This window comes from Collinsella sp. TM05-38 (genome assembly GCF_003466445.1).
In the GTDB taxonomy this organism is placed as follows: Bacteria; Actinomycetota; Coriobacteriia; order Coriobacteriales; family Coriobacteriaceae; genus Collinsella.
Map to the genome: position 1 here is coordinate 142,928 of NZ_QSPM01000005.1, position 22,393 is coordinate 165,320.

General features: G+C 58.6%; 16 protein-coding genes. All 16 read left to right on the forward strand.

What is annotated here, in order from left to right; all coding sequences use genetic code 11:
• Positions 1 to 2: 2 nt before the first annotated feature.
• Entirely contained in the window at positions 3 to 1,220 is a 1,218-nt protein-coding gene (locus tag DXD49_RS04220; protein WP_117794289.1) for a nucleotide sugar dehydrogenase, read from the forward strand.
• A 40-nt stretch (positions 1,221 to 1,260) separates the two neighbouring features.
• On the forward strand, positions 1,261 to 2,349 hold the full coding sequence (wecB, locus tag DXD49_RS04225) for a non-hydrolyzing UDP-N-acetylglucosamine 2-epimerase (RefSeq protein ID WP_369831601.1): 1,089 nt from the start codon (positions 1,261 to 1,263) through the stop codon (positions 2,347 to 2,349).
• A gap of 79 nt (positions 2,350 to 2,428) precedes the next feature.
• Positions 2,429 to 3,529, forward strand: coding sequence for a glycosyltransferase family 4 protein (locus DXD49_RS04230; RefSeq protein ID WP_158564855.1), 1,101 nt, complete (start codon positions 2,429 to 2,431; stop codon positions 3,527 to 3,529).
• Between the two features lie 33 nt (positions 3,530 to 3,562).
• On the forward strand, positions 3,563 to 4,717 hold the full coding sequence (locus DXD49_RS04235; RefSeq protein ID WP_117794292.1) for a polysaccharide pyruvyl transferase family protein: 1,155 nt from the start codon (positions 3,563 to 3,565) through the stop codon (positions 4,715 to 4,717).
• Positions 4,717 to 5,949 carry a Coenzyme F420 hydrogenase/dehydrogenase, beta subunit C-terminal domain gene (locus DXD49_RS04240; RefSeq protein WP_117794293.1) on the forward strand — a complete coding sequence of 411 codons (1,233 nt, stop codon included), beginning with the start codon at positions 4,717 to 4,719 and terminating at the stop codon, positions 5,947 to 5,949. The genes DXD49_RS04235 and DXD49_RS04240 overlap by 1 nt, the downstream gene beginning before the upstream one ends.
• On the forward strand, positions 5,946 to 7,265 hold the full coding sequence (locus DXD49_RS04245; RefSeq protein WP_117794294.1) for an O-antigen ligase: 1,320 nt from the start codon (positions 5,946 to 5,948) through the stop codon (positions 7,263 to 7,265). Before DXD49_RS04240 ends, DXD49_RS04245 begins: the two co-directional genes overlap by 4 nt.
• Positions 7,252 to 8,232 carry a glycosyltransferase gene (locus tag DXD49_RS04250; RefSeq protein WP_117794295.1) on the forward strand — a complete coding sequence of 327 codons (981 nt, stop codon included), beginning with the start codon at positions 7,252 to 7,254 and terminating at the stop codon, positions 8,230 to 8,232. Before DXD49_RS04245 ends, DXD49_RS04250 begins: the two co-directional genes overlap by 14 nt.
• An 8-nt stretch (positions 8,233 to 8,240) precedes the next feature.
• Complete coding sequence (locus DXD49_RS04255; protein WP_117794296.1) at positions 8,241 to 9,275, forward strand: polysaccharide pyruvyl transferase family protein; 1,035 nt, start codon at positions 8,241 to 8,243, stop codon at positions 9,273 to 9,275.
• A gap of 11 nt (positions 9,276 to 9,286) precedes the next feature.
• On the forward strand, positions 9,287 to 10,477 hold the full coding sequence (locus tag DXD49_RS04260) for a Coenzyme F420 hydrogenase/dehydrogenase, beta subunit C-terminal domain (protein ID WP_158564856.1): 1,191 nt from the start codon (positions 9,287 to 9,289) through the stop codon (positions 10,475 to 10,477).
• Positions 10,478 to 10,529: 52 nt separating this feature from the next.
• Entirely contained in the window at positions 10,530 to 11,957 is a 1,428-nt protein-coding gene (locus DXD49_RS04265) for a lipopolysaccharide biosynthesis protein (protein WP_158564857.1), read from the forward strand.
• Positions 11,958 to 12,038: 81 nt separating this feature from the next.
• Positions 12,039 to 13,394 (forward strand): RES family NAD+ phosphorylase, encoded by a 1,356-nt coding sequence (locus tag DXD49_RS04270; protein ID WP_117794299.1) that lies wholly within the window; start codon positions 12,039 to 12,041, stop codon positions 13,392 to 13,394.
• A 365-nt stretch (positions 13,395 to 13,759) separates the two neighbouring features.
• Positions 13,760 to 14,140 (forward strand): ASCH domain-containing protein, encoded by a 381-nt coding sequence (locus tag DXD49_RS04275; protein ID WP_117794300.1) that lies wholly within the window; start codon positions 13,760 to 13,762, stop codon positions 14,138 to 14,140.
• Positions 14,133 to 15,320 (forward strand): hypothetical protein, encoded by a 1,188-nt coding sequence (locus DXD49_RS09635; protein ID WP_158564858.1) that lies wholly within the window; start codon positions 14,133 to 14,135, stop codon positions 15,318 to 15,320. The genes DXD49_RS04275 and DXD49_RS09635 overlap by 8 nt, the downstream gene beginning before the upstream one ends.
• Before the next feature lie 41 nt (positions 15,321 to 15,361).
• On the forward strand, positions 15,362 to 15,877 hold the full coding sequence (locus DXD49_RS09640; RefSeq protein WP_158564859.1) for a GNAT family N-acetyltransferase: 516 nt from the start codon (positions 15,362 to 15,364) through the stop codon (positions 15,875 to 15,877).
• A 211-nt stretch (positions 15,878 to 16,088) separates the two neighbouring features.
• The gene (locus DXD49_RS04290) at positions 16,089 to 16,277 is read left to right on the forward strand and encodes an ATP-binding protein (protein WP_117794303.1); all 189 of its coding nucleotides are present in this window, start codon (positions 16,089 to 16,091) and stop codon (positions 16,275 to 16,277) included.
• A 188-nt stretch (positions 16,278 to 16,465) separates the two neighbouring features.
• Entirely contained in the window at positions 16,466 to 22,378 is a 5,913-nt protein-coding gene (locus DXD49_RS04295; RefSeq protein WP_147347829.1) for an ATP-binding protein, read from the forward strand.
• Positions 22,379 to 22,393: the final 15 nt, after the last annotated feature.

Consider the following 22,393-nt stretch of genomic DNA (forward strand, 5'->3'; position numbering starts at 1 on the left):
CAATGGTTAACGTTATCGGTCTCGGCTACATCGGTCTTCCCACCGCCCTCATGATGGCCTCCCACGGCGTGGAGGTCGTTGGCACCGACTACAACGAGGAGCTCGTCGCCACACTCAACGCCGGCAAGACCACCTTCAAGGAGGAGGGCCTGGACGAGCTGTTCGCCGACGCCCTGGAGGCTGGCATCAAGTTTTCCACCGACTACCAGGTCTGCGACACCTACATCGTTTCGGTTCCCACGCCCTACGACAAGCTCGACAAGAAGATCGACCCGTGCTACGTCGTGGCTGCCTGCAAGACCGTTCTCGAGGTCGCGCCCGAGGGCGCCGTGCTCGTCGTCGAGTCCACTGTGTCACCCAACACCATCGACCGCTTCGTGCGCCCGCTGCTGGTCGAGGCCGGTCGCGACGACGTCAAGCTCGTCCACGCCCCCGAGCGCATCATCCCGGGCAATATGGTCTACGAGCTTCTGCACAACAACCGCACCATTGGCGCCGATGATCCCGAGGTGGGCCAGGCCGTGGCCAAGGTCTACGCCAGCTTCTGCCAGGGCGAGATCTCCGTCACCGACATCCGCACCGCCGAGATGACCAAGGTCGTCGAGAACACCTTCCGCGCGATCAACATCGCATTCTCCAACGAGCTCGCCAAGATCTGCCGCATCGGCGGCATGGACGTGGCGGAGGTCATCCGTATCGCCAACAAACACCCGCGCGTGAACATCCTGCAGCCTGGCCCGGGTGTGGGTGGTCACTGCATCCCGGTGGACCCGTGGTTCCTCGTCGGAGACTACCCCGAGACGGCAAACTTCATCCGCCTTGCCCTGCAGACCAACGCGGGCATGCCCGAATACGTTCTTCATCGCGCCTACGAGGTCATGGCCGAGCGTGGGATCAAGGACGCCTCCAAGGTGGGCATTTACGGCCTGACCTACAAGGAGGACGTTGACGACGTGCGCGAGAGCCCGACGCTGCAGATGCTCGAGGCCATGGAGGAGCACCTGTGCGGCGGTGCCGTGAAGGTGTACGACCCGTGGGTCGAGCGTGACGAGGTTCCGGGCCAGGTGCACTCCATGGAAGAGTTCCTGGACGGCCTGGAGATGGTGATCGTGATGGTGGGCCATTCCCAGATCAAGGGTAAGCCCGAGGTCTTCGGCGACCGCATCCTCATCGACCCGCGCAACGTGTGTGGTGACGGTGAGAACGTCTATAAGCTCTAAATCGTTTGAAGAGATGCAGGGAGAAGCAGGTTTGAAGAAAGTGATGCTCGTCTTCGGGACGCGCCCGGAGGCCATCAAGATGTGTCCACTCGTCAACGAGCTCAAGAGCCGCTCAGACGAGTTTCAGACGGTTGTGACCGTGACGGGCCAGCACCGCGAGATGCTCGACCAGGTCTTGCGCGTTTTCGACGTGACGCCCGATCATGACTTGGCAATCATGAAGCCGGGGCAGACCCTGTTCGACGTTACGTGCGACGTGCTGCTGAAGCTGAGGGCTGTCTTGGAGGAGGAAAAGCCCGACGTGGTTCTTGTCCACGGCGATACGACCACAAGCTTTGCCGCGGCGCTCGCCTGCTTCTACTTGCATATCCCCGTGGGGCACGTCGAGGCCGGCCTGCGCACGCACGACATCTACAGCCCCTGGCCGGAGGAGTTCAACCGCCAGGCGGTCGACATCGTGAGCGAGTACTACTTCGCCCCCACGGAGGCCAGTAAGCAAAATCTGCTCGGTGAGGGTAAGCCCGAGCCGAAGATCTGGGTCACCGGCAACACCGGCATCGATGCGCTTCGCACCACCGTTCGTGAGGGCTATACCCACCCCGAGCTTGAGTGGGCGGAGGGCTACCGCCTCATCCTCATCACGGCGCACCGCCGCGAGAACCTTGGCGAGCCTATGCACCGCATGTTCCGCGCCATCCGCCGCGTGATGGAGGAGCACCCCGACACCAAGGCGATATACCCCATCCACATGAACCCGCTCGTGCGCAAGGCCGCCCACGAGGAGCTCGACGGCTTCGACAGGCTCCATATCATCGACCCGCTCGAGGTGCTTGACTTCCACAACTTCATGGCCGCTAGCCACCTCATCCTCACCGACTCGGGCGGCATCCAGGAGGAGGCGCCGAGCCTGGGCAAGCCGGTGCTCGTCATGCGCGACACCACCGAGCGCCCCGAGGGCGTGGCGGCCGGCACGCTGAAGCTCGTCGGCACCGAAGAGGACGTCGTCTACCGTGAGTTCAGTAGGCTGCTCTCCGATCAGGCTGAGTATGAGGCAATGAGCCACGCATCGAATCCCTATGGTGACGGTCACGCGTGTGAGCGAATCACGGACGTGCTGGGAGGAAACTAATGAAGCTAAAAAAGAGATTTACTCTTTCCCTAAAAACAATCTGCGATTCATTCCTGATGAGGCGGTCTAGGAGATGACGATGCCTAGAGTTCTCATGCTTGGCCCTAGCATCGACGCACAGGGGGGCATGGCCACTGTGGAGCGTAACATAATAGAGGCCGTGAAGAGGAGCGGGGATTCCATCGATTTCCTCTCGACCTTCCAGGATGGGGGTAAGCCCAAGAAGCTTGTCATCGCTGCCGGTGCCTATGCTCGATATCTCATGTGTGTCGGTCGCTTCGACCTCGTACACGTTCACATGGCCTCTCGGGGGAGCTTCGAGCGCAAGAAGGTCTTCATGCGCACCGCCTTCAGGAGAGGTATTCCCGTTCTTCTTCACCTGCACGGCAGCGAGTTCGGGGTCTACTTCGACGAGTGCACTGACTCCAAGCGCGATGAGATTCGTGACGTTTTCGGGCGGTGCTCCGGGGTCATCGTTCTCTCGGAGGAGTGGCGTGACTTCGTCGTCGCTAACCGCCTTTGCGAGGAGTCGAACGTCCGGGTACTTCACAACGCTGTCGTGGTTCCCGCCGAGAATTTGACCGACTACTCGAACCGTCGCATTCTCTTCATGGGACGTCTCAATGACCGCAAGAGCCCGGATATTCTTCTGCGCGCAGCAAAAGAGGTTCTTAGAGACTTCCCTGATACAAGCTTCTCCTTTGGTGGCGACGGTGACGTGAACAGGTATCGTCGCCTCGCCTCCGAGCTCGGTATATCTGACAGATGCAATTTTTTGGGCTGGCTCTCCGGAGCGGAGCGGGAGAGCAACTTCCGCAAGGCCAGCGTCTATTGCCTGCCGTCAAGAAACGAGGGCATGCCGATGAGCGTCCTTGAGGCCATGTCATACGGACTTGCCACAGTGACGACTCCCGTCGGCGGGATACCCCAGGTAATCGAAGACAGGACAAACGGCCTGCTAGTTCCAGTCGGAGACTACGAGGCCTTGGCTACCGTCCTGAAGGGGCTCCTCGCGGATGAGCCGTTTAAACGGCGTCTAGGCGAAGCTGGCAGGGCGACCATCGAATCGCGCTTTGGAATGAAATCGTTCATTGAGCAGCTTATGGCTATTTACGACTCTACCATGGCTGAAAACAGTGATAAGAAGGTCTACACCCGCGACCTCTTCAAGAGGGACTAGAAACAAAGAGGAACAAGAGAAGGAGACTACCGCGTGAAAGTTGCCATGATTGGCTGCCACAAGCAGCATAACTACGGCAGCATGCTGCAGACGCTAGCGTGCCAGACGGCCATTCAGTCGCTCGGCAACGAGTGCAACAACCTCATATACGTAAAGAAGTACTCAACTGTCGAGAAGCTCAGGCAGGCGCCACGTCTGCTCAACGGGGGCAACCAGAAGATGCTCGCCAAGAGGATGGCGACCCGGAAGGCCGCCAAAGCCTACCCGGAGATTGCAGCCAAGCGCAAGGGCCGCGACGCCGTCTTCGAGCGGTTCAGCGCACGTACCTTCACTAACCTTTCGCGCCCCTACGTGGGTTTCGCAGACCTCTGTGCCGGCTCGGCCGACTACGACGCCGTGCTCGTGGGCTCCGACCAGATGTGGCTGCCCCAAGGCCTGCCCACGAACTTCTGCAACCTGCAGTTCGCCGCCCCCGGCGTGCGCCGAATCTCCTACTCCACGAGCTTCGGCGTGTCAGAGATCCCCTGGTACCAGAGGTCGCGCACGGCCGACTACCTGCGCAAGATCGACTTCCTGAGCGTCCGCGAGGACGCAGGAGCGAGGATTTGTCGCGAAGTCGCGGGTGTTGAGGCGAAGGTTGTCGTCGACCCGACCCTGCTCTTCGACCGCGATGGCTGGGCGGGCATGGTGCCTGTGGAGCGCATGCACGAGGGGCCCTACATCTTCTGCTACTTCCTTGGCACGAACCCGCTGTGCCGCGAAGAGGCCAGGGCGCTCTCGGCGAGCACCGGGCTGCCCATCGTAACCCTCAGGCACCTCGACGAGATCGTACCCTCCGACGAGTCTTTTGGCGACGAGGCCCCCTACGACGTCGACCCCTTCGAGTTCGTGAACCTCATCCGCGGCGCCGAGTACGTGCTCACCGACTCGTTCCACGGCACCGTGTTCTCGACCATCCACCATAAGCCCTACGCCACCTTCTACCGCTTCCAGCAGGGCGACCGTCAGTCCCGCAACTCCCGAATCGACAGTCTCTTCTCCCACCTTGGCCTCGAGGGAAGGCTCGTGACGGAGCCCGGCGGCGCGACGCGGGCGCTTGCCGACCTTCCCGACTTCGACGCCGTGGACCAGCGGCTCGCGGCGTGGCGCGCCGACTCGTGGGCCTTCCTCGGGGAGGCGCTTGTCTAGTGGCGGAGCGTATAAACCTTGCCGATAACGTTGGCTGCTGCGGCTGCACGGCGTGCATGGCCGCATGCCCTAAAGGCTGCATTGCGATGGAACGTAACGCCGAGGGGTTCCTCTATCCACGCGTCGACGGCGAGGCCTGCGTCTCGTGCGGCCTCTGCGTCAAGGCCTGTCCGCTGCGGGCTGGCCGGGAATCTCTAAAGAAGATGCCCGTCGCGCGCTCCCTCGTTGCGACCAATGCCGACGAATCGGTGCGGGCCGCCTCGACTTCGGGCGGGGCCTTCAACGCCCTCGCCCGTCAGGTTTTGGAAGAAGGCGGTGTCGTCTTCGGGGCGGCCTTTGACGATCGGTGGCGCGTGGTGCACACGTCGGCCCGCGATGATGCCGGCCTGATCTCGTTCAGTGGCTCGAAGTACGTCCAGAGCGACTTGGCGGACCGCGACGTGTACCGCAGCGCCGCGGATCTGCTTGACAAGGGCACGCCCGTACTTTTCAGTGGCACGCCTTGCCAAGTTGCGGGCCTGAACACGTTCCTATCGGCTAGGAGGGTCAAGGCGGAGGGGCTCACTACGGTCGACTTCATCTGTCGCGCCGTGCCCTCCCCGGCGATGTGGGAGGAGTATGTCGCTTATCTGTCCGAGCGCTACGGCTCCAAGCCGTCGAGCGTCTCGTTTAGGAAGAAGACGTACGGCTACCACAGCAGCACGATGAGTATCGCGTTCGAGAACGGGAAATTGTATCGCGGTTCTGGCCGGGTCTGTCCCATGCACAAGGCTTTTTTCGCTGGCCTTTCGACGCGACCCAGCTGCGCGCATTGCGCCTTCAGGGCACCGGAGCGCGCCTCGGACCTCACCCTCTTCGACTGCTGGAGCTATGCGTCGCTCACTGGCCTCGCTGACGACGATCGCGGCCACACCCACGTGTGGGCCCGGACTACGCGCGCCTCAGAGATGCTCTCGCGAGCAGAGGCGGCAGGTGAGTTGAAGCTCGTGGACGTCGATATGGGTAGGGTCCTAAAGGGCGACGGGGTCATGGCCACGAGGGATTTCGACGAGAGTCCGCGCCGCGCGGACTTCTTCGCGCGTGCAGAGAGGGAGGGGTTCCTGTCGGCGGCCGACAAGTACGCCCACGTGTCTATGAAGGACCGGGCCGTCGAGTCTGCGAAGGGCGTGCTCAGCGCGATGGGGCTTATGCGGTTCCTCACGGCCAAGAGACGCGGGAGGGCATCCAAGTGAGCGCTGCAACACTCAGGGAGGCGAAGCCCAAGGCCGTCCCGGCGGCCGCCGAGCGAGTGCGCAGGTTCGACACGCTCCTTCTTGTCGTCGTCCTCGCGTACCCCATGTTCCGAGGGCTCCTTGCGGGGAGCCAGTTCCCCCTGCTCGTCTCCACGGCTTCCTGCGCGCTCTTCGCGTTCCGGAACGTAAACCTTCGCATGTCGCTGAGGGCCGCGCACGCAGTGTGGCTCCTCTTGGGTGTCTTCGCTGTCGGCACGTTCCTCGTGCTCGGGGGCTCGCGCAGCCTCAACTCATCGCGTCTCCTGCTCTTCGTGGACGCGCTTCTGCTCTTCTTCACGCTAAGCGGCAGGCCCGACTGGCTCGGGACGGTCCGAGACGTCTTGCTCGCCATGCTGCTCCTCAACGCTGCCGCCACTATCCTCTTCTTCGTGGTGCCCGGCGTCTACGATTCGTTCGTGAAGCCGCGGTTCTTCGCCGGGAATTCCTCGGCGACGGGCTATGAGAGCGGCTTGACGTCCCACTACAGCTACAACGGGGTTCTCATGGCCGCTGGTCTCCTGCTTTCGTTCTCCAAGATGGTCGCGGGCGACGCCCCCAGGAAGGGGCGGGGGTGGGCTCCTGTTGCCGTGTTCGTCGCCTTCGCGCTGGCCCTCCTGCTGACCACCAAGAGGGCCCCGCTGGTCTGCGCGCTCGTGGGCCTCGCCATCGCCTACTTTACGTTCTCGGGCAGGCTGAAGTTCCGCTCGATCATGAGGATTGTGACTGCAACCGCGCTGGTCGCAGTGGCGATTGCAGTGGTTGCGCAGTTCGTCCCCGCGGTCGGGGGTACGTTCGAGAGGATCATGGACGCCGTCGAGAGCGACTCCATGGACTCTGCGACCAGCAACCGGACCTGGCTCTGGGAGCACGCCGTGGAGCTCTGGGACGTGAGTCCCGTCATCGGGAACGGGTGGGGCACCTACCGCTTCCACTGGCCGGGGGCCACTGACCCGGACGCGGCTTCCATCACGGCTCACAACATCTACCTCAACCTCCTCGCTGAAGGAGGGGTCGTTGGGCTCGCGCTGTTCCTGGTTTCTGCGGTCCAGCTCCTCCATCTCGGGCGGGTCGCGTGCTCCTCGGAGGCCCTCACGAGGGGCGACCGCGCGTGCCTCGCCACCTTTTCACTGGGTTATCAGGTGTTCTTCCTCGCCTACGGGTTCTTTGGGGCGCCGCTGTACGACGCGGAGTGCTACTTCGTTTACTTCGCGCTCGCGGCTGCCTCTGCGCTTGCCCTGAGCGCGCCGAGGGACGGGGGTCGCCATGGGCGAGATTAGGATCACGGTCGTGATGGCGACGCACGACTCGGAGGGGACGGTCGAGCGGGCACTTGAATCGGTTCTCGGGCAGACCGAGAGGAGGCTCGAGGTCATCGTCGTGGACGACGGGTCATCTGATGGCACAATCGGTGCAGTGGAGGGCGTCGCGGCTCGCGACGGCAGGGTCACCCTCCTCACGCAGGAGCACAGCGGCGTCTCCAATGCCCGCAATATGGGGCTCGAGCGGGCGCGAGGCGACTACTACGCCTTCATGGACGATGACGACGAGATTCTGCCGGAGATGTACGAGAGGCTTCTCGCGATCGCCGACGAGCGCGGCGCGGACATCGTCGACTCCCAGCTCACCATCGTGTACCCTAATGGCACGGTCTCGGGCTCCAAGGGCGACGGGAAGGGCGTAAGGACTTACGCGGAGGGCGTCGATGCCCTGGAGGGCTACTTGACGGGCGACGCGCTCACGACGAGCGCCAACACGAAGCTCTTTCGGCGCTCGACGCTCGGTGCGCTGCGCTTCGTCCCCGGGCGGAGGATTAACGAGGACAAGTTCCTCATCTTCGAGGCCCTCATGGAGTGCGGACGCGTCTGCGTGAGCGGGGCGTCGTACTACCGGTACCTCAAGCGCGACGACTCAGCCTCGCGGGCCGGCTTCTCGGATCGCTACCTCGATGCCCTGCTCTTCGCGGATGAAATCGAGCAAAGGGTGGCGAGCGACGCGCCGCAGCTTGCGGACGCGGCGCGGGCCAACAAAGTGAGGAGCTACATCAGGATTCTCCAGCTCTCCTACATCAGGCACGCTGGCCCCGAGTTCGAGGGCGACGTGCAGAGGATGCGCTCCTATCTTAGGGGCCAGGGCCCGGCATTCTGCCTCAAAAACCTCAAGAAGACGAACTTCGCGCGCTGGCTGCTGCTCGCGTGGCTCCCGCATCTATACGGGGCCGTCTTCTCCAGAATAGACAACCGATAGGTACGAAGATGAAGATATGCGTCGTCACGCTCGTGGGCCTGTTCAACTACGGCAACAGGCTCCAGAACTATGCCGTCACCAGGGCCCTTGAGGCGCGCGGGCACGAGGTTGCGACGGTCGGGTCCTCGTGGAGGCCTCCGGTCGAGGCCGCCAAGCGATTCCTGCGCGGCGTGATCGGTAGGTCCGTCGACCCTGCTGCCTCGATGAGCGAGGCCCGGCTCGACCGCTTCCGCGAGTTCAACTCCCTTATCGACGTAGAGCGTCTGCCGCGTCTTGGCCGCGAGCTCGACGAGCGCTTCGACAAGTTCGTCGTGGGGAGCGACCAGGTCTGGAACCCGAACTACCTCTACGACGAGCGGGGCTACTTCCTGTCCTTCGCTTCGCCCGAGAAGCGCGTGGCGCTCTCGGCAAGCTTCGGCGTCGATAGGATCCCGGAGGACAGGGCCCGGGGGTTTCGGGAGGGCCTGCGCGGGATACCGAGCATCTCAGTCCGGGAGGAGGAGGGCGCCGTCATCGTCCGCGAGCTCGCGGGCCGCGTGGCCCCCGTCCTCATCGACCCCACGATGGCGGTCGACGCATCGGAGTGGCGCCCGCTGGAGCGAGCCGATTGCACGCCCGGGGGCGAGTACGTGTTCTCTTACGTCCTCGGGAAGAGCGAGGAGGCCGAGCGCGTGCTGTCCGACCTCGGGTCGAGGGGGGTCGCCATCGTCAAGATGACCGACCGGGGCGTCGCCGGGGAGCCCAACGCGGGCCCCCGCGAGTTCCTCTCGCTCATAGACAATGCCTCCCTCGTCGTTACGAACTCCTTCCACGGCTCTGTCTTCTCCACGCTGTTTGGAAAGCCGCTCTGTATCGTCCGAAGGGACGGCGCGAACGACATGAGCTCGCGCCTCGCCACTCTTGCTGGGAAGTTCGGCCTGAGCGAGGAGGCGCGGCGCTCCGAGGTTCTGGGCGTCCCCTGCGTCGCTGACTATTCCGGGGTCGACGAGGCGCTCGCTCGGGAGAGAGCGGCTTTCGACGCGTTCTTGGACGGCGCGCTGTGATGGCGACGGCGATGAACGAAACGGCGCCCAGAGAGCCGCGCATCTTGTTGCTTGGCGAGGGCTGCTGCGGCTGTTCGGCATGCTCCGCGTCCTGCCCCGTAGGCTGCATATCCATGGAGCGCGACTCGCTGGGCTTCCTGCGCCCCGCCGTCGATGCGTCGTCGTGCCTCGAGTGCGGCAGGTGCGAACGCGCCTGCCCGGCAATCTCGCGTCCCCACGAGAGGGAGGTCTGCAGGGCGTACTGGTGCCAAGCCAAGGATCACGCCCTACTCGGCAGGTCGTCATCGGGCGGGGTGTTCGGGCTTCTGGCCTCGGCGACCCTGGACGGCGGCGGCGTCGTCTACGGCGCGGCATTCGACGACGGGTTCCGCACGGTCTCCCACCGCCGTGCGTCGTCCAGGGAAGGGCTCGAGGCACTCCTCGAGTCTAAGTACGTCCAGGGCGCAGTCGGCCGCGAGGTGTACGAGGCCGTCTCCGCCGACCTCGGGGCCGGCAGGAGGGTCCTCTACTCCGGCACGGGCTGCCAGGTCGCAGGACTGCGCGGCTACCTAGGCCGCGCCGCGAGCTCCGAGCTGTTGCTCACAGTGGAGGTCATCTGCCACGGCGCCCCGTCGCCGCGCCTCTGGTCCGATTACGTCGGGTACCTGGAGGACGCTGGGGGCAGTGAGGTCACCGAGGTGAATTTCAGGAGTAAGTCGTCCGGATGGACGACTTTCTCCTTCCTGCACAAGTGCAGGAAGGAGAAAGTCTCGGAGGTCCCGCATTCGCGGGACTGGTACATGCGGGCGTTCCTGAGGAACGCGTCCCTTCGTGGGTCGTGCCACGAGTGCCCCGTGAGGGCGGGCTCCGGAGCCGACATCACGCTCGGGGACTTCTGGGGCTTCGCCCGGCAGCCCGAGGGGGTTGACGTGTCTCGGGGGGTGTCTGCCGTGCTCGCGAACAGTCCGCAGGGCCTGCGCGCGCTCGCCGAGATAGACGACCTGTCCCTGCATGGCGAGTGCTCCCTCGACGAGATCGCGGCGCACAACTCCGCGCTCGTCAAGTCCGTCGCCCCACATGAGCGGGCCACCGAGTTCAAGGCCGACGTGGCGTCTGGGGTTCCCGTGAACGAGCTCCGCAAGCGCTGGCCCTTCGAGGACGGCCTGGCCGCCAGGGCTCGTCGAAAGGCGAAGGGGCTGCTCCGCAAACTCGTCGGCCGCTGACCGAAGGCGCCGAGGCGCATCTGCAACACACGACTTGATTGGGTTGAACGGTTTGGAATCAGATAGCAAATACAGCAAGCTCGCGAAGAACTCTGCAGTGTTCCTGGTTGGGAACCTCGGTAGCAAGATTATCTCGTTCGTCATCGTCCCGTTCTATACGTACATGCTCACCACAGCGGAGTACGGCGAGGCGGACCTGGTGACCACGACCGTGAACCTCGTCGTTCCCTTTGCGATGCTGGGCATGAACGAGGCCGTCCTGCGCTTCTCCGCCTCGCGGGAGCTCAGCCACGACGAACTCGCCTCTAACTCGATGCTCGTTGTCGTGGCGAGCGTCGCGCTCAGTTGGCTTCTGTACCCGCTGCTTTCGTGCGTCTCGATCATCGGGGCGAACATCGTCCCCTTCCTGCTCCTCCTCAACCTGCAGACCTTCAATAACATCTTCCTGCAGTACCTGAGGGGAAGCGGCAAGTCCAAGGCGTTCGCGGCCAACGGCATCATCACCACTTTCGTCATGGCGGTCGCCAATGTGGTCGCGCTCCCGGTCCTCCACCTCGGCGTGTTCGGCTATCTTGCCTCCATGGTGCTGGCTCAGCTTGTCGGGACCGTCCACATAGTCGTCTGCTCCAGGGTGTGGGAGCACCTCTCCCTTGCCTCGGTCGATAGGCGGGTTCTGTCCACGATGCTCAGGTACTCTATACCGCTTATCCCGAACTCCCTGATGTGGTGGGTCATGTCGGTGTCCGACCGCTACGTCATCCTCTTTTTCTTAGGCGCAGGCGCGAACGGTCTCTACAACGTGGCTCAGAAGATCCCCTCCATCGTCAACGTCGTTTACTCCATTTTCATGCAGGCATGGCAGGTCTCGGCGATCGAGGAGCGCGACTCCGAGGACAACGCTAGGTTCCAGTCCCAGGTGTTCGGATATATGTTCGTGGTACTCGCACTCGCCTCGTCCTTGATCGCGGCCACAGCCCATCCCGTCTACACAGTCCTCATGAGTTCGGACTACGTCGACTCGTGGCAGCCGGTAGCAATGTTAACGCTTGCGAACCTTCTCTCCTGTATAGGCATGTTCTTCGGCACTACGTACGTCGTACACAAGGAGAGCAAGAAGGCCTTCTCCACGACGGCCGTCGGAGCCGTCGTGAACATCATTGTTACGCTCTGCCTTGTTCCCTTTGTCGGAATCGTCGGGGCCGCCGTGGCCACGGCGATAAGCTACGGCGTTATGGCAGCGGTGCGTGTGAGGGACACGAAGCGCCACGTCGCCATCGAGTACCGCAAGGGCGAGATCATCCCCGCCTTTCTGATCATCGGGTTGCAGGTCGTTCTCTCATTCGCTCCGTACAGCGTGACCGTTCTTGGTATCCAAGTCGCCCTCTTCTTCGTGCTCGTTTTTGCCCTGCGCAGGAGCCTGGGAAAGCTCTTCTCGGTTGCAGCTGGTATAATCGGGAAACGAGTCGCGGGTCGCCGCTGACGCAGGCTGCGGCCATGGCGATTCGGATAGAAGACAGGTCGGGCCATTTGGTGAGGGAAGTCGATTGCTACGGTAGATGAGATGAGGGCTGGCGAGGATTCTGCATCCGCCCGCACGGACCTCTCAGAGGCACTGCGCGAGTCGGAGGCGATGCGGCTCAGCATGGCGAAGGCCCTGAGCGAGTCCGTCGCATATACCGAGATGATGCATAAGACGTCCGAGGCGGTTTGCGCTAGTATGGTGCCGGCCCTCGTGACTTTTGTTGACAGCATCAAGTCCATTACGGCGGGCGTCCGCCTCGACTCCATTCGTGCGGTCCTCGATTCCATCAACTCCAGCGGCTGGCTCTCTTCCTATCGAGCTTCCGAGGTCATGAAGGTTGTTTCCGCCCAGCAAGAACTTCTTGCGGCATGTACGGCCTCGCTCCAGACCCCCGCCATTCGGGACATGGCGGACCGCTTTGCGTCTAAAGACTACTTCGGCGTCTACGAGAGCCTTGCCAGTAGCCTTTCTGGGCTGACCGTCAGGGGTCCCGACATCGCCCTCCTTGGCAATGTCGGCGGGCTTGTCGATTCCCTCGGAGATTTCGGCTACGGCGGCTCGATACCGCGTGGTACCAAGACCTTCGTGAAGAACCTCAGCAAGGTCTCGCTCGAGCGGCTCTCCGTTAGCGAGGATGTCTCGGTCGACATCAGGGGAAAGAGGCTGCTTGCGGCGGACGCCGAGACGGACCCCGGGCCCTGCAATTGCGTCGGCGATGATTCCGGCGTGGTGTCCGCGAGCGTTCGCTCGTTCAACGTCCTGACCTCGTCCCTGTCCTTCCTTGAGGGGCTGACCGAGGTTGACATGATGAAGCTTCAGCAGTTTTGCTCGGATGACCCCGCCTTCGCAAGGGATTGCAAGGCCGGTAGGCTTATCTGGGAGACGGTTCGGGACTGGAGGGATGCGATTTCGTTCGACAGGCCGGTCTATTACCACGCTCGGCTGAAACCCGCAGGGACGGCCTCGTACCTTAAGGACGACATGGTCAAAGCGCCCCGCCTACTTGTGAAAGCGGGAAGGTTTAACGGCCCGCAGAAGGCTTACTACTACTTCTCCGACACAGAGCACGGCGCGATGCAGGAGATTGGGAAGCACGGTTCGGGGGACGAGGCCCAGGTCGCCGAGATAGAGGGCAGGCGCGACGTCCGCCTCATCGACCTTTCCGGCGTGGGCCGCGGGACAAACTACTTCCTGAAGTACCTTCGGTTCCCATTCACCAACACCGACCAGGTCATCCCGCCGGAGTACCTCGTGCCGAACTTCGTCGCCCAATGCTGCCGTCATGCCGGCATCGACGGAATCAAATACTACGGCAGCAAGACGTACAGCAACTACGTGGTTTGGGACGACGGCTTGTTCCGCATCGTCTCCATGCACGTGACTCCCATCGAATGAGGCTGGCATTACAGCTGGATTCGATGTGGTCGGCTTCTTCGATGAGCTCATGTGCGCGCTTGGGGAGATTGCAAGCTACGTCGGCGTGGTCGACCATGGGCGCTAGCCCTCTCTACGGGTAAATGAGCCGATTCTAGCGAACGCATTTTACAATGTGGGGGGACGCCCGATCGGCGGCCCAGACGGGCTTGCTTGCATCGTATCCGACACCGGGGAAATGCATCAACGAGATATCGAATAGCTCATTTCTGACTGTAATGGGAAGATTCGTCGTGTTCGGTTTTCCTTCGTTAAAGGAAGGGCTGTGGAACGGCGTGCGTCGATCCGACTCTTTATAATTGAGTCGATAGAGGGAGGGTGCCGCAGTGAAAGCCTTAGTTTCCATACATCCGAGATTCGCGCGACTCATTCTGTCGGGAGAGAAGAAATGCGAGTACAGGAGAAGGCTGCCGACAAAACCGATATCGGGTATCGTCATCTACGCAACATCTCCCGTTTCGAGGATCATCGGCGAGGCGGGGGTGGAGTCCATGCCCTTTTTGGAAAAGGGGGAGCTCTGGCGGCAGACGTCTTCGTTCGGAGGGATTTCCAAATTCGAGTTCGAGAGTTATTTCTACGGCATGGAGATGGCCGGCGCGTTGCTGTTATCCCATCCGGTTGCGTATGACCATCCATTTCCAATAGAAAAGGTGGGTCTCGTTAGGCCGCCGCAGTCGTTTTGCTATCTGAGTGAGGAAGATGAATAGCTTCGCTTTTTGGTGCCGACCTAACGAGGGCGGCGGAAAAGATCGCGTCGACGGCCAGGGTATCGAGGCGATGGTCAACATAAATCTCTGGATTGCGGATAGCCTGGAGCACGGGAAATCGAGTACAACGGCATTCGATTTCGGCCTGATGCTATCGCCCGCCTGCTCCGATGGTCAGGACGACGGGAAAGCGGGCGATACCGCTCAAGGCGACGAGAAATCCGAAGACCTGAAGGGAGACGTTTCGATTCTCGATTCTATCAAGGGAATATCCCTTTACTGCCCCTTCAAAATAGATAAGAGCTGCTTTTCTGATTTGATGCCGAAGCTGAACAAAGAGACCCTGGGCGCGATATTCAACGATCGGTGCCGCGTTTCCGAAGTCGATTTTACCTCACGCTATGTCGAGGTGAATCTTGCGAACGATGAAAGCAGGGGTCCGTTTCTCCTTTTGTCGTGCGACGTGCTGAAGTTCGAAGAGTGCGACGGCGGCGCGGCAACCGTCATCAATATAGATTTCCCCCATATTGCGAGAGAGGTTGGCGGCGAGTCCCGCAGGGTTTACGTGAGATTTCGCTTATACATCGATCAAAATAGCGGTTTGGCCAAACGGAACGACTCTCGTGACAGGTTGTTTACCAGTGCGTTCAGCCGGGAGGAGGCGATCGATCTCAGGATCAACGACTACCGGACGCTGAGCGATGAGATGAGGGAGAAGGTCGACGGCGTGGACCCGGACGCCTATCCTCTTAAATCCGTCACCGTGCACACCCTCCTCATGGCGCGGACGAGCGTTGCCGTTGAGTCCTTCGAGGACCTTCATGAAAAACGTCTGCTGGAAGGAGATAGCGTGTGGGGAGGCTACCTGCCAGAGGGGCTCTCAGCCTCTGACGTGGTGGCATGGCATTGGAAGAAAAAGATCAACAGGCCAGGGGACGGTTACAAGATGTACCTCAAGCTGAGCTATTCGGTGTGCAATTGGGGTACGATCGCCCTGTATTTACTCTTCCTGACTGCGTTTTCCGTGTTTACCAACGTACTTGCGACCGTGCTCTGCGATTTGACTTGGCTTGGGGCAATCGGAGCTTCTGGCGCCAGCCTCGCGGCGTGCGCCGTTCTCCTCGTTGTGTTCGGTGTGTTCAGAGTTCGGAAACCGCATGGCCGACGTTTTCGGCCCTGACGCAATGGTATTCTATATCTGAAGAGAGAGGAGGGGTCGTCATGGAAAGACTGAAAATCGTTTCCGTCGAGAACAAAACCGAGGTAGGGCGGCTGCACGCAATTTGCCGCGGCAGCTTCAAGCGGTATTATCCGGGGTTTGATGGATGGTATCGTGCGAAGGTCCTCCCGGGCATCGGATCCTCCAGATGGGTGCTGAAGGCCATCTCGGGAGACAGAATGGCCGGCATCTGTATCGTCAAAGACGACGGCGCGGAAAAGAAGATTTGCTCGCTGCGCGTGGACGCCAACCACCGCGGACGGGGAGTAGGGACTGCGCTGATCGCGGCCTCCATCGAGCTCCTTGATGATGAGAGGCCTCTTATAACGGTTCCCCAGGAGGTAATGCCGTCCCTATCTCCCCTGCTTGAGAAATTTGGGTTTGAGGCGATGGCGGAGTATCGGAACCTTTACCGGGAGGGTGCCAGCGAGTTTTTCTATAACGGTACCCTTGCGTCCAGCACCGGGATTGCCGAAACGTTTGATGTGAGGTCGTCTCTTGATCTGGTGTTTCGATAGTTCCGTCGAATGACAAAACCTAGAAAGATGCAGGCCGCTGATTTCGGGTTGATGTAGGGCAGGGTCCAGAAATTCTGGACCCTGCCTAGTTTTGGGTTGACCGCGCGATAAGGGGCGCCTTGGCTTTCGCTACACCTTGTTGTTCTAGGCTTATGGGGCTAAAGCGATCGACGAGTGACTGCAGAACAAGCCCGATGACCTGTTCAGGGCGATGCTGCTCGAGCTCATGGAGCTGCGCTACGGTTCGTCCTCAACCATCTTCTGCACGCAGTACAGGTCGAAGGACTGGCACGCCAGACTGGGCGGCTGGGTTCACGCCGAGACGATCATGGACAGGATCGTGCACGGCACCGTCTGGCTTGAGATGGGAGACGTCAACATGCGCGACATATACGGCTGACGGTACTGAACGGACACCGGCGGTACCGATTCACGATACCGCCGGTACAGTCCAACAATGTTCGCGGTACGCAATCGCGCAAATACTCAGTCAGACGAAGTGATGCTTACGCCAACTTTGGGGACACGATCCTCAAAGTTGGGAAAATATTCGCATTGTATTTTACTGAGATTTGGAAGGCTTGCGATTTGTCATTGGGATGCGTTCAGCCAGGTGTCGGGGATCCATATTGGTTCGAGTGGTATGTCGGTCTCGACTACGTAATCTCCATGTTTGAAAAAGACGGCGATATTGAATCCGTTACATTCCAGAAAGCTGGTCTCGAAGGAGTTGACGATGTCGTCGTTCGTCGCTCGCATGGGTTACCTATGGTATGTGTCCAGGTAAAGCACAAGAAAATGTCAACATCTAGCTCAAGCAATTTGACGTTTGGTGCGCTGATTTCGGAGAGGGAACCGAGCGAGGGAGGTGCCTCAAAGAAGTCCCTCTTGGCTTCTCTTGCAGCAGGATGGAAGCAAGTTGTAGAAGAAGAGGGTAAAAGCCCTGAGATTGTTCTGTATACGAATCGCGAAATGGGTCCAAACATGAGCGATGGAGTGTACAAGGGCAAGGCTTATAAGAGGCTTGCGCTTAATAAGTTTTGGAGTGAGGTGTCCGCACAACTCGAGTCGGCCACATCATTTTCCAAAATTGTTTTTCCTGATTCGAACCTTGAAATCCAATGGAAAGAATTCGCAGAATCGACGAAACTTGACGAGGCCGATATTCTGCCCTTCCTAAAGAACCTTACATTTGAGACGGGGGCTCCATCCTTAAACGAAAAGGAGACTGAGCTAGTAGGCAGGGTGAGAGATGAAATATGTGCAGGCTCTCAGGAACTCGCCTCGAGGGTCTTCGATGCTCTGGTGGCAGAACTCAGGAGATGGACAACAGCTGCCGGAAACAACGTTGTCACTGCCGACATTGCCCAAAAATGCATTTGCAAGTTGAACCGAAACCCTCTTGAGAAGCCGATCAAGGTTCCCGTTCCCGTTCCGGTTTTTCCAAGCAGGGAAAGAGTATGCTCATCTTTGTGCGAAAAGCTGAAATCGTCCAGTAGCAAGGTGGTCTTTCTCCAAGGGCGCCCTGGCTCTGGAAAAACGAGGCTGGTCAGCTGTCTTTGCGAGAGGATGGACCCGCATCCTGTCAGGTTCTACGCATTCAAGCCTTTGGATGTTGATGACTTCAACTATTCACCCGATGCCGGCATCGTTTCCCCTAAGGACCTTTGGAGCACCCTCCTGAATCAGCTTCGGGAAGTACCTGAACTAGCTGGAGACATGCCCCACATACCTATTGTTAACGAAATCTGCACTGAAGACGAGCTTCGGGGTGAGGTATTGAGGCTTGCTGAGGCGCTTTCGGATAAACGGGGATGTAGGACGACTATCGTCATAGATGGTATCGATCACGCAGCGCGAGCCAAGGAAAAGCTAACCTTCTTGAAGCATTTGCCTTCTCCAGATTCCATCCCAGAAGGTGTTCGAGTCGTTGTGTCGGGTCAGCCTGCTAACTCGTATCCCTCCTATCCCCAATGGCTCAAGAGAGAGCATGCAGGTGTTGAGGTGATGGACGTTCCCGATCTTGATTTTGATGATATCTTGATGCTTCTTACGGAAAGGGCGAGCCTCTCCAGCCATGAGAATCTGGTCTTAGCCAACGAGATCGTAAACATGACCAAGGGGAACACACTGTCTGTGGTGTATGCCGTGCACACCGTCGCCAAAGAGGATAGCTGTGACTCCGCTATTGAGAAGTTAAGGTCGTCAGGTCTTTCGGACAATGTTGAAGAGTACTACGAATCCATCTGGCGGAGGGTTAACGAAGAGGTCCAGCGCCATCATGGCGGCGGATCAAACGCGTTGAATCTAATTGTTTGCTCGATGCATCTCTTCGATGGAGCCGTCTACCCAAGGCTCCTTTGCAAGGCATTCCCTGATGACTTCTCTGGCGAGCATGTGGTAATAAGGGACATTTCTACGCTCCTCCCATTAATGAGGACCTGTGCTGATGGGTCATCGCGCCCCGTGCATAACGACTTCAGGCTCTTCGTGAGCGCTAAGGCTTTGATGCCCGGCATGGAGGGATATCTGGACTATGCTTCTAATAAGCTCGCGGATGCTGCTTTGGGAATGGAGGGTGACGTGGTCAGGTCGTGCTACGCCATCCGCTTGCTTGCCAGCGCAGGGCATGTGGAGGAGTGCATCGACCTGTTCGACACATCATACGTAATCGACGCGGTGGCTCACGGAGTCCCTTGGCAACTTCTTCGAGAACAGGCGAAGACGACATATGAGTTGGTATGCGAGTCTAGAAATCTTGAAAAAGTATTTAAGATCCAACTTGCGCTGACAACGCTATCTCAGATAAACGAACATTTCGAATACTGGCTCGAACGCAGGCCTTTTCTCCATCTTGAAGCCTTAGTGGGTATGGATTACGTGGTTCCGCCTCTTTGCGAGAATACGGCCGATCAATATGCAACGATGCTCGACAGGTGCTTGTGGCTGTCGAAGGAAGCGGGATGCGCAGAACTGAGCAACGAGCTTTATAATATCTGGCTTTCGGGCCTCACCCCCGCGAAGGCGGCAGAGATACTGTCTAGAGCAGATGGGGATGATGGGCGGTATAGGCACGAGGACGGCCCGTCAAGGTTCATGTCTTCGTGGGGTGCGTTCTCCGCTGCACGTGGGCATAGCTATGACGAGCTTCGCATTAATCACAGCCCCTTACTCGACACAGAATACTTGCTGTCCTGTTTCAGGGATGCTTACGTGAGGGGTACTCTTGAGTGGGCCACAGCAGAAGACAGCGTTTCTGAAAGGATAGCCGAAATCCCGATTTCAGCAGATGCCACCACGAACATGATGAGGGATGTATTGTCCGGCGCACTTTCTGCTTCGCGTGTTGCACGATGTATTCTCTTTTCATGGCTTGCGCGTTACTCATTCGAGTGGGAGCTTGGGACGTTGGCCTATGCCCTTTGCCTATCTGAGGGAGAAGCCGTGCCTGAAGCAAAGAGAGAGCGACCGCTACTGGCTCCGAGGGAGGGTAATGTCTACAACCAAGATTTTTCGCTTGCCCTGTTTGCCGAGGCATTTATCTTCGGTTTTGAATCTGTCTGCAGCGGCTTCGATTCTCTTGTGTTGAGCGCTCAAACGGCAACTGACTGGATCGACGGTTCCCATAGGGAATACCTGCCGTTCGTAAGGACGCTAAGAGCCGCCGTCTGTCTTGGATATTCCATGGGGCACGATAAACCCATACTTCCGGGAACCAAAGAGGCTCTTGTGCTCGAGGAATGGGCCCAGGCCCCGTCTTGCCCAGGAGCGCTCGTAATCGAGGCGTGCGCTGTTCCCTACATGGTCTTTGTAGCTGAAAGAGGAAGGGCTCTCTGCGCGCGGGCGCTTGAAGAGAAGAGTCTTGATAGTTTTATCTTTTCTAATCACGCCCTCTGTACGAAGCTGCAGATACTTAATCATCTTCAGAGGGCTGGCAGCGCCCTTCCAGGGAAATACCTTCTGAAAGAGTATGGACCCGACGGTTCATTCTTGCTGGCATCCCAAGAAGCTGCGCAGATTCACGGCCTGCTAAAACCCTTGCTTCTCACTTACGATAAAGAGCTCGCAGTGCATTGTGATGAGGCCATCCTTTTCGGTTCTGCCAGATTTACCGATCACAAGGACTACTCCCTGTCCAATCTGATTGAATGCTTCGAAGCGCTTTCTGACCTTGGCGCGGTGACAGAAGCCCAAGCGCTTGAACTTCTTGAGCTGGACAACGCTGCAACTTTGTCAGGATACAACAGAATGTCGGATGCGTTGATGGAGGCGGTGGCACATTGGGCAATAAGCGTGAGCCCGTCGCAGCTGTCGATGATTCGCTCTTGGCGGAAAGAGTACAGATATGACTATTCCCTCATAGAGTGCCAGCTGAGGGCTATGCTGATTCGGGCGGAGTGCCTGAATGACGTGCTTGCGGTTTTTGCCGGCCTACTTGGGCATGCGCCATGCTGCTCAACAGAAGACATGAACGGCATCCGTGGCTATCTTGAGATTTGCGGCAAAAGGGCGGAAGAGCTTGGATGCAAGCTCGATTTCTTCGATGCAGTATCTGAAATAAAGAATGCCATCAAAGATGCTCCAAAGCACAATCCACCTCTGCCTAATGCCGGTAAAGCTTCTTCAGGTGGCCAACAAGATTTCGGACCCCTTTCGGACTCTGAAGTAAAGGAAGCCGCCTTCCGTCAGAAGATTGATTGCTGGCATTGGGAACCCGTTGCTGAAGCGTGCGCAGAGCTAGAGAGGCGCGGATTCGATAATGACGAGATCTACAGCAGTCTTGCGGAGTCGAGGGGCTTCGCCCTTTCAAAAGAGGGATGGGTTCATCACTCCGCAGCTCTTACACAGCTTGTCGATGGCATAGCAAGCTATGCAGACGATGATTCGTTTTACAAATTTCTTTCGTATCGAAACGAAGGGCTGGATCGATATGGCTTCGGATCGGCGTCGAGCGATATCGCGTATGCCGTCAGGGTCAGGACGAAGGCAAAGAGTCCCACCCTTTTTGAGACTATATTTGAACTCGAATGCGACAGCAAAAGAAGATGGATAACCTGCAACGGCAGATGTAATCCTCCAGTCTTGGAGAAAGAAGTTCGTAGTTTGCCGGAACCTGCTTCATTGCCAGAGCTAGCGACGGATATCCTTCTTGATTCTATCGTCCCGCAGGATCCGCATAGGCTGGAAAACGCAGTGAGGGGAATCTCATGGGGAGGGCTGCACGTGCGGGGGATAATTAACCGTGTATGTGTGGCGTTGCCAACAATCGACCCCTTCGGACGAACTCTGCTGGAGAAGGTCCTCGACCGTTGGATGCGAGTCTGTCCAGAAGAAGACGATATCCTAAATTGCCTCTATGGGATCTTCGACGCATTGACGAGGGCAGATGAAGCTTGCGTCCTTTCATTTGCGACGAGAGAGCCCGGGATTATTCTTAAGTCTGATGTGGATGCCCCAGTGCCTACTGGGAGTGGGAGCTCAAAAATCCCGTCTCTCATAAAGAACTATCTTTCGACGGTTCGTCTCTACTGCAATGATGACTGCGCCGATATAAAAGACGATATCGAGTCATTTGCTGAAGGCGAGGCGGCGCTTTTCATCAAAAAGTACATGAGAAATGACGAGACTATTCTCCCTATTGGCCGACTTGATCACTACTGTCAGGAACTCCTCTATGCCGAGATGTGTCGTGGCCGTTGGCGGAATGTTCCCGGCTTCATTTCAGCGTCGATGCTCGTTGACCCGGCTGATGCATGGGTTATTTCTCAGCTTCCCGTCTGCAAAGACCTGTCTGCGTTCGGGGTATCTGAAGCTATCGCCTTTTTCGAATCAGGCGACATGTCCGCCGGGGCTAGTCTTGTCCAAAGCTTGCCCATGTGTGAACTAAACGAGGGAGAAGCATGTCTGGGATGGAAATTGTACATACCATACGGAAGCGGGATGGAATACGAACAATACGGCACGGCTCGAATATCACCTTTGGGTTGTGAACGCCCCGATAACGTTATCGATAGGGAGTTCGGGTGCTATGGTCTCCAAATCTATAGAGGAGGGGGAAGAGCGTCTCGCGTCTCTGATGGCAGCGACTCCTTATGTAATGCGCTGGCAGGTTGTATAACCATGACGTTTTGCGACTGTCAGGTGTTCCCTTCTTTTGCTATGAGGAAGCTCGGATTTGAGCCTCTGCCCAAAAACCCTATGACTTGGGTTGATGAGGAGGGAAATAAAATTGCTTGGTTTGAGCAATATATATTTCCTGTCGAGAAAGGATATCGTCCTTCCGCTTATTACCGGCAGCCTCGATTATGGCGCTGGGATTGTGATGTGGAAAGGATTGAGAAGGCAGCTTGCAAAAGAGGGTTTAGAGTTTACTGGGCAATTGAATCCAGCATGCATGTAGATCAAATAAAAGAAAAGCATGACATGCTCGAACTCGCAAAGCAGAAGTCTCCATTCGAAAAAGAATGCGAGAAAGATTACACAGACGGGATTCAACGCTAGTCCGTTTTGTTGGTG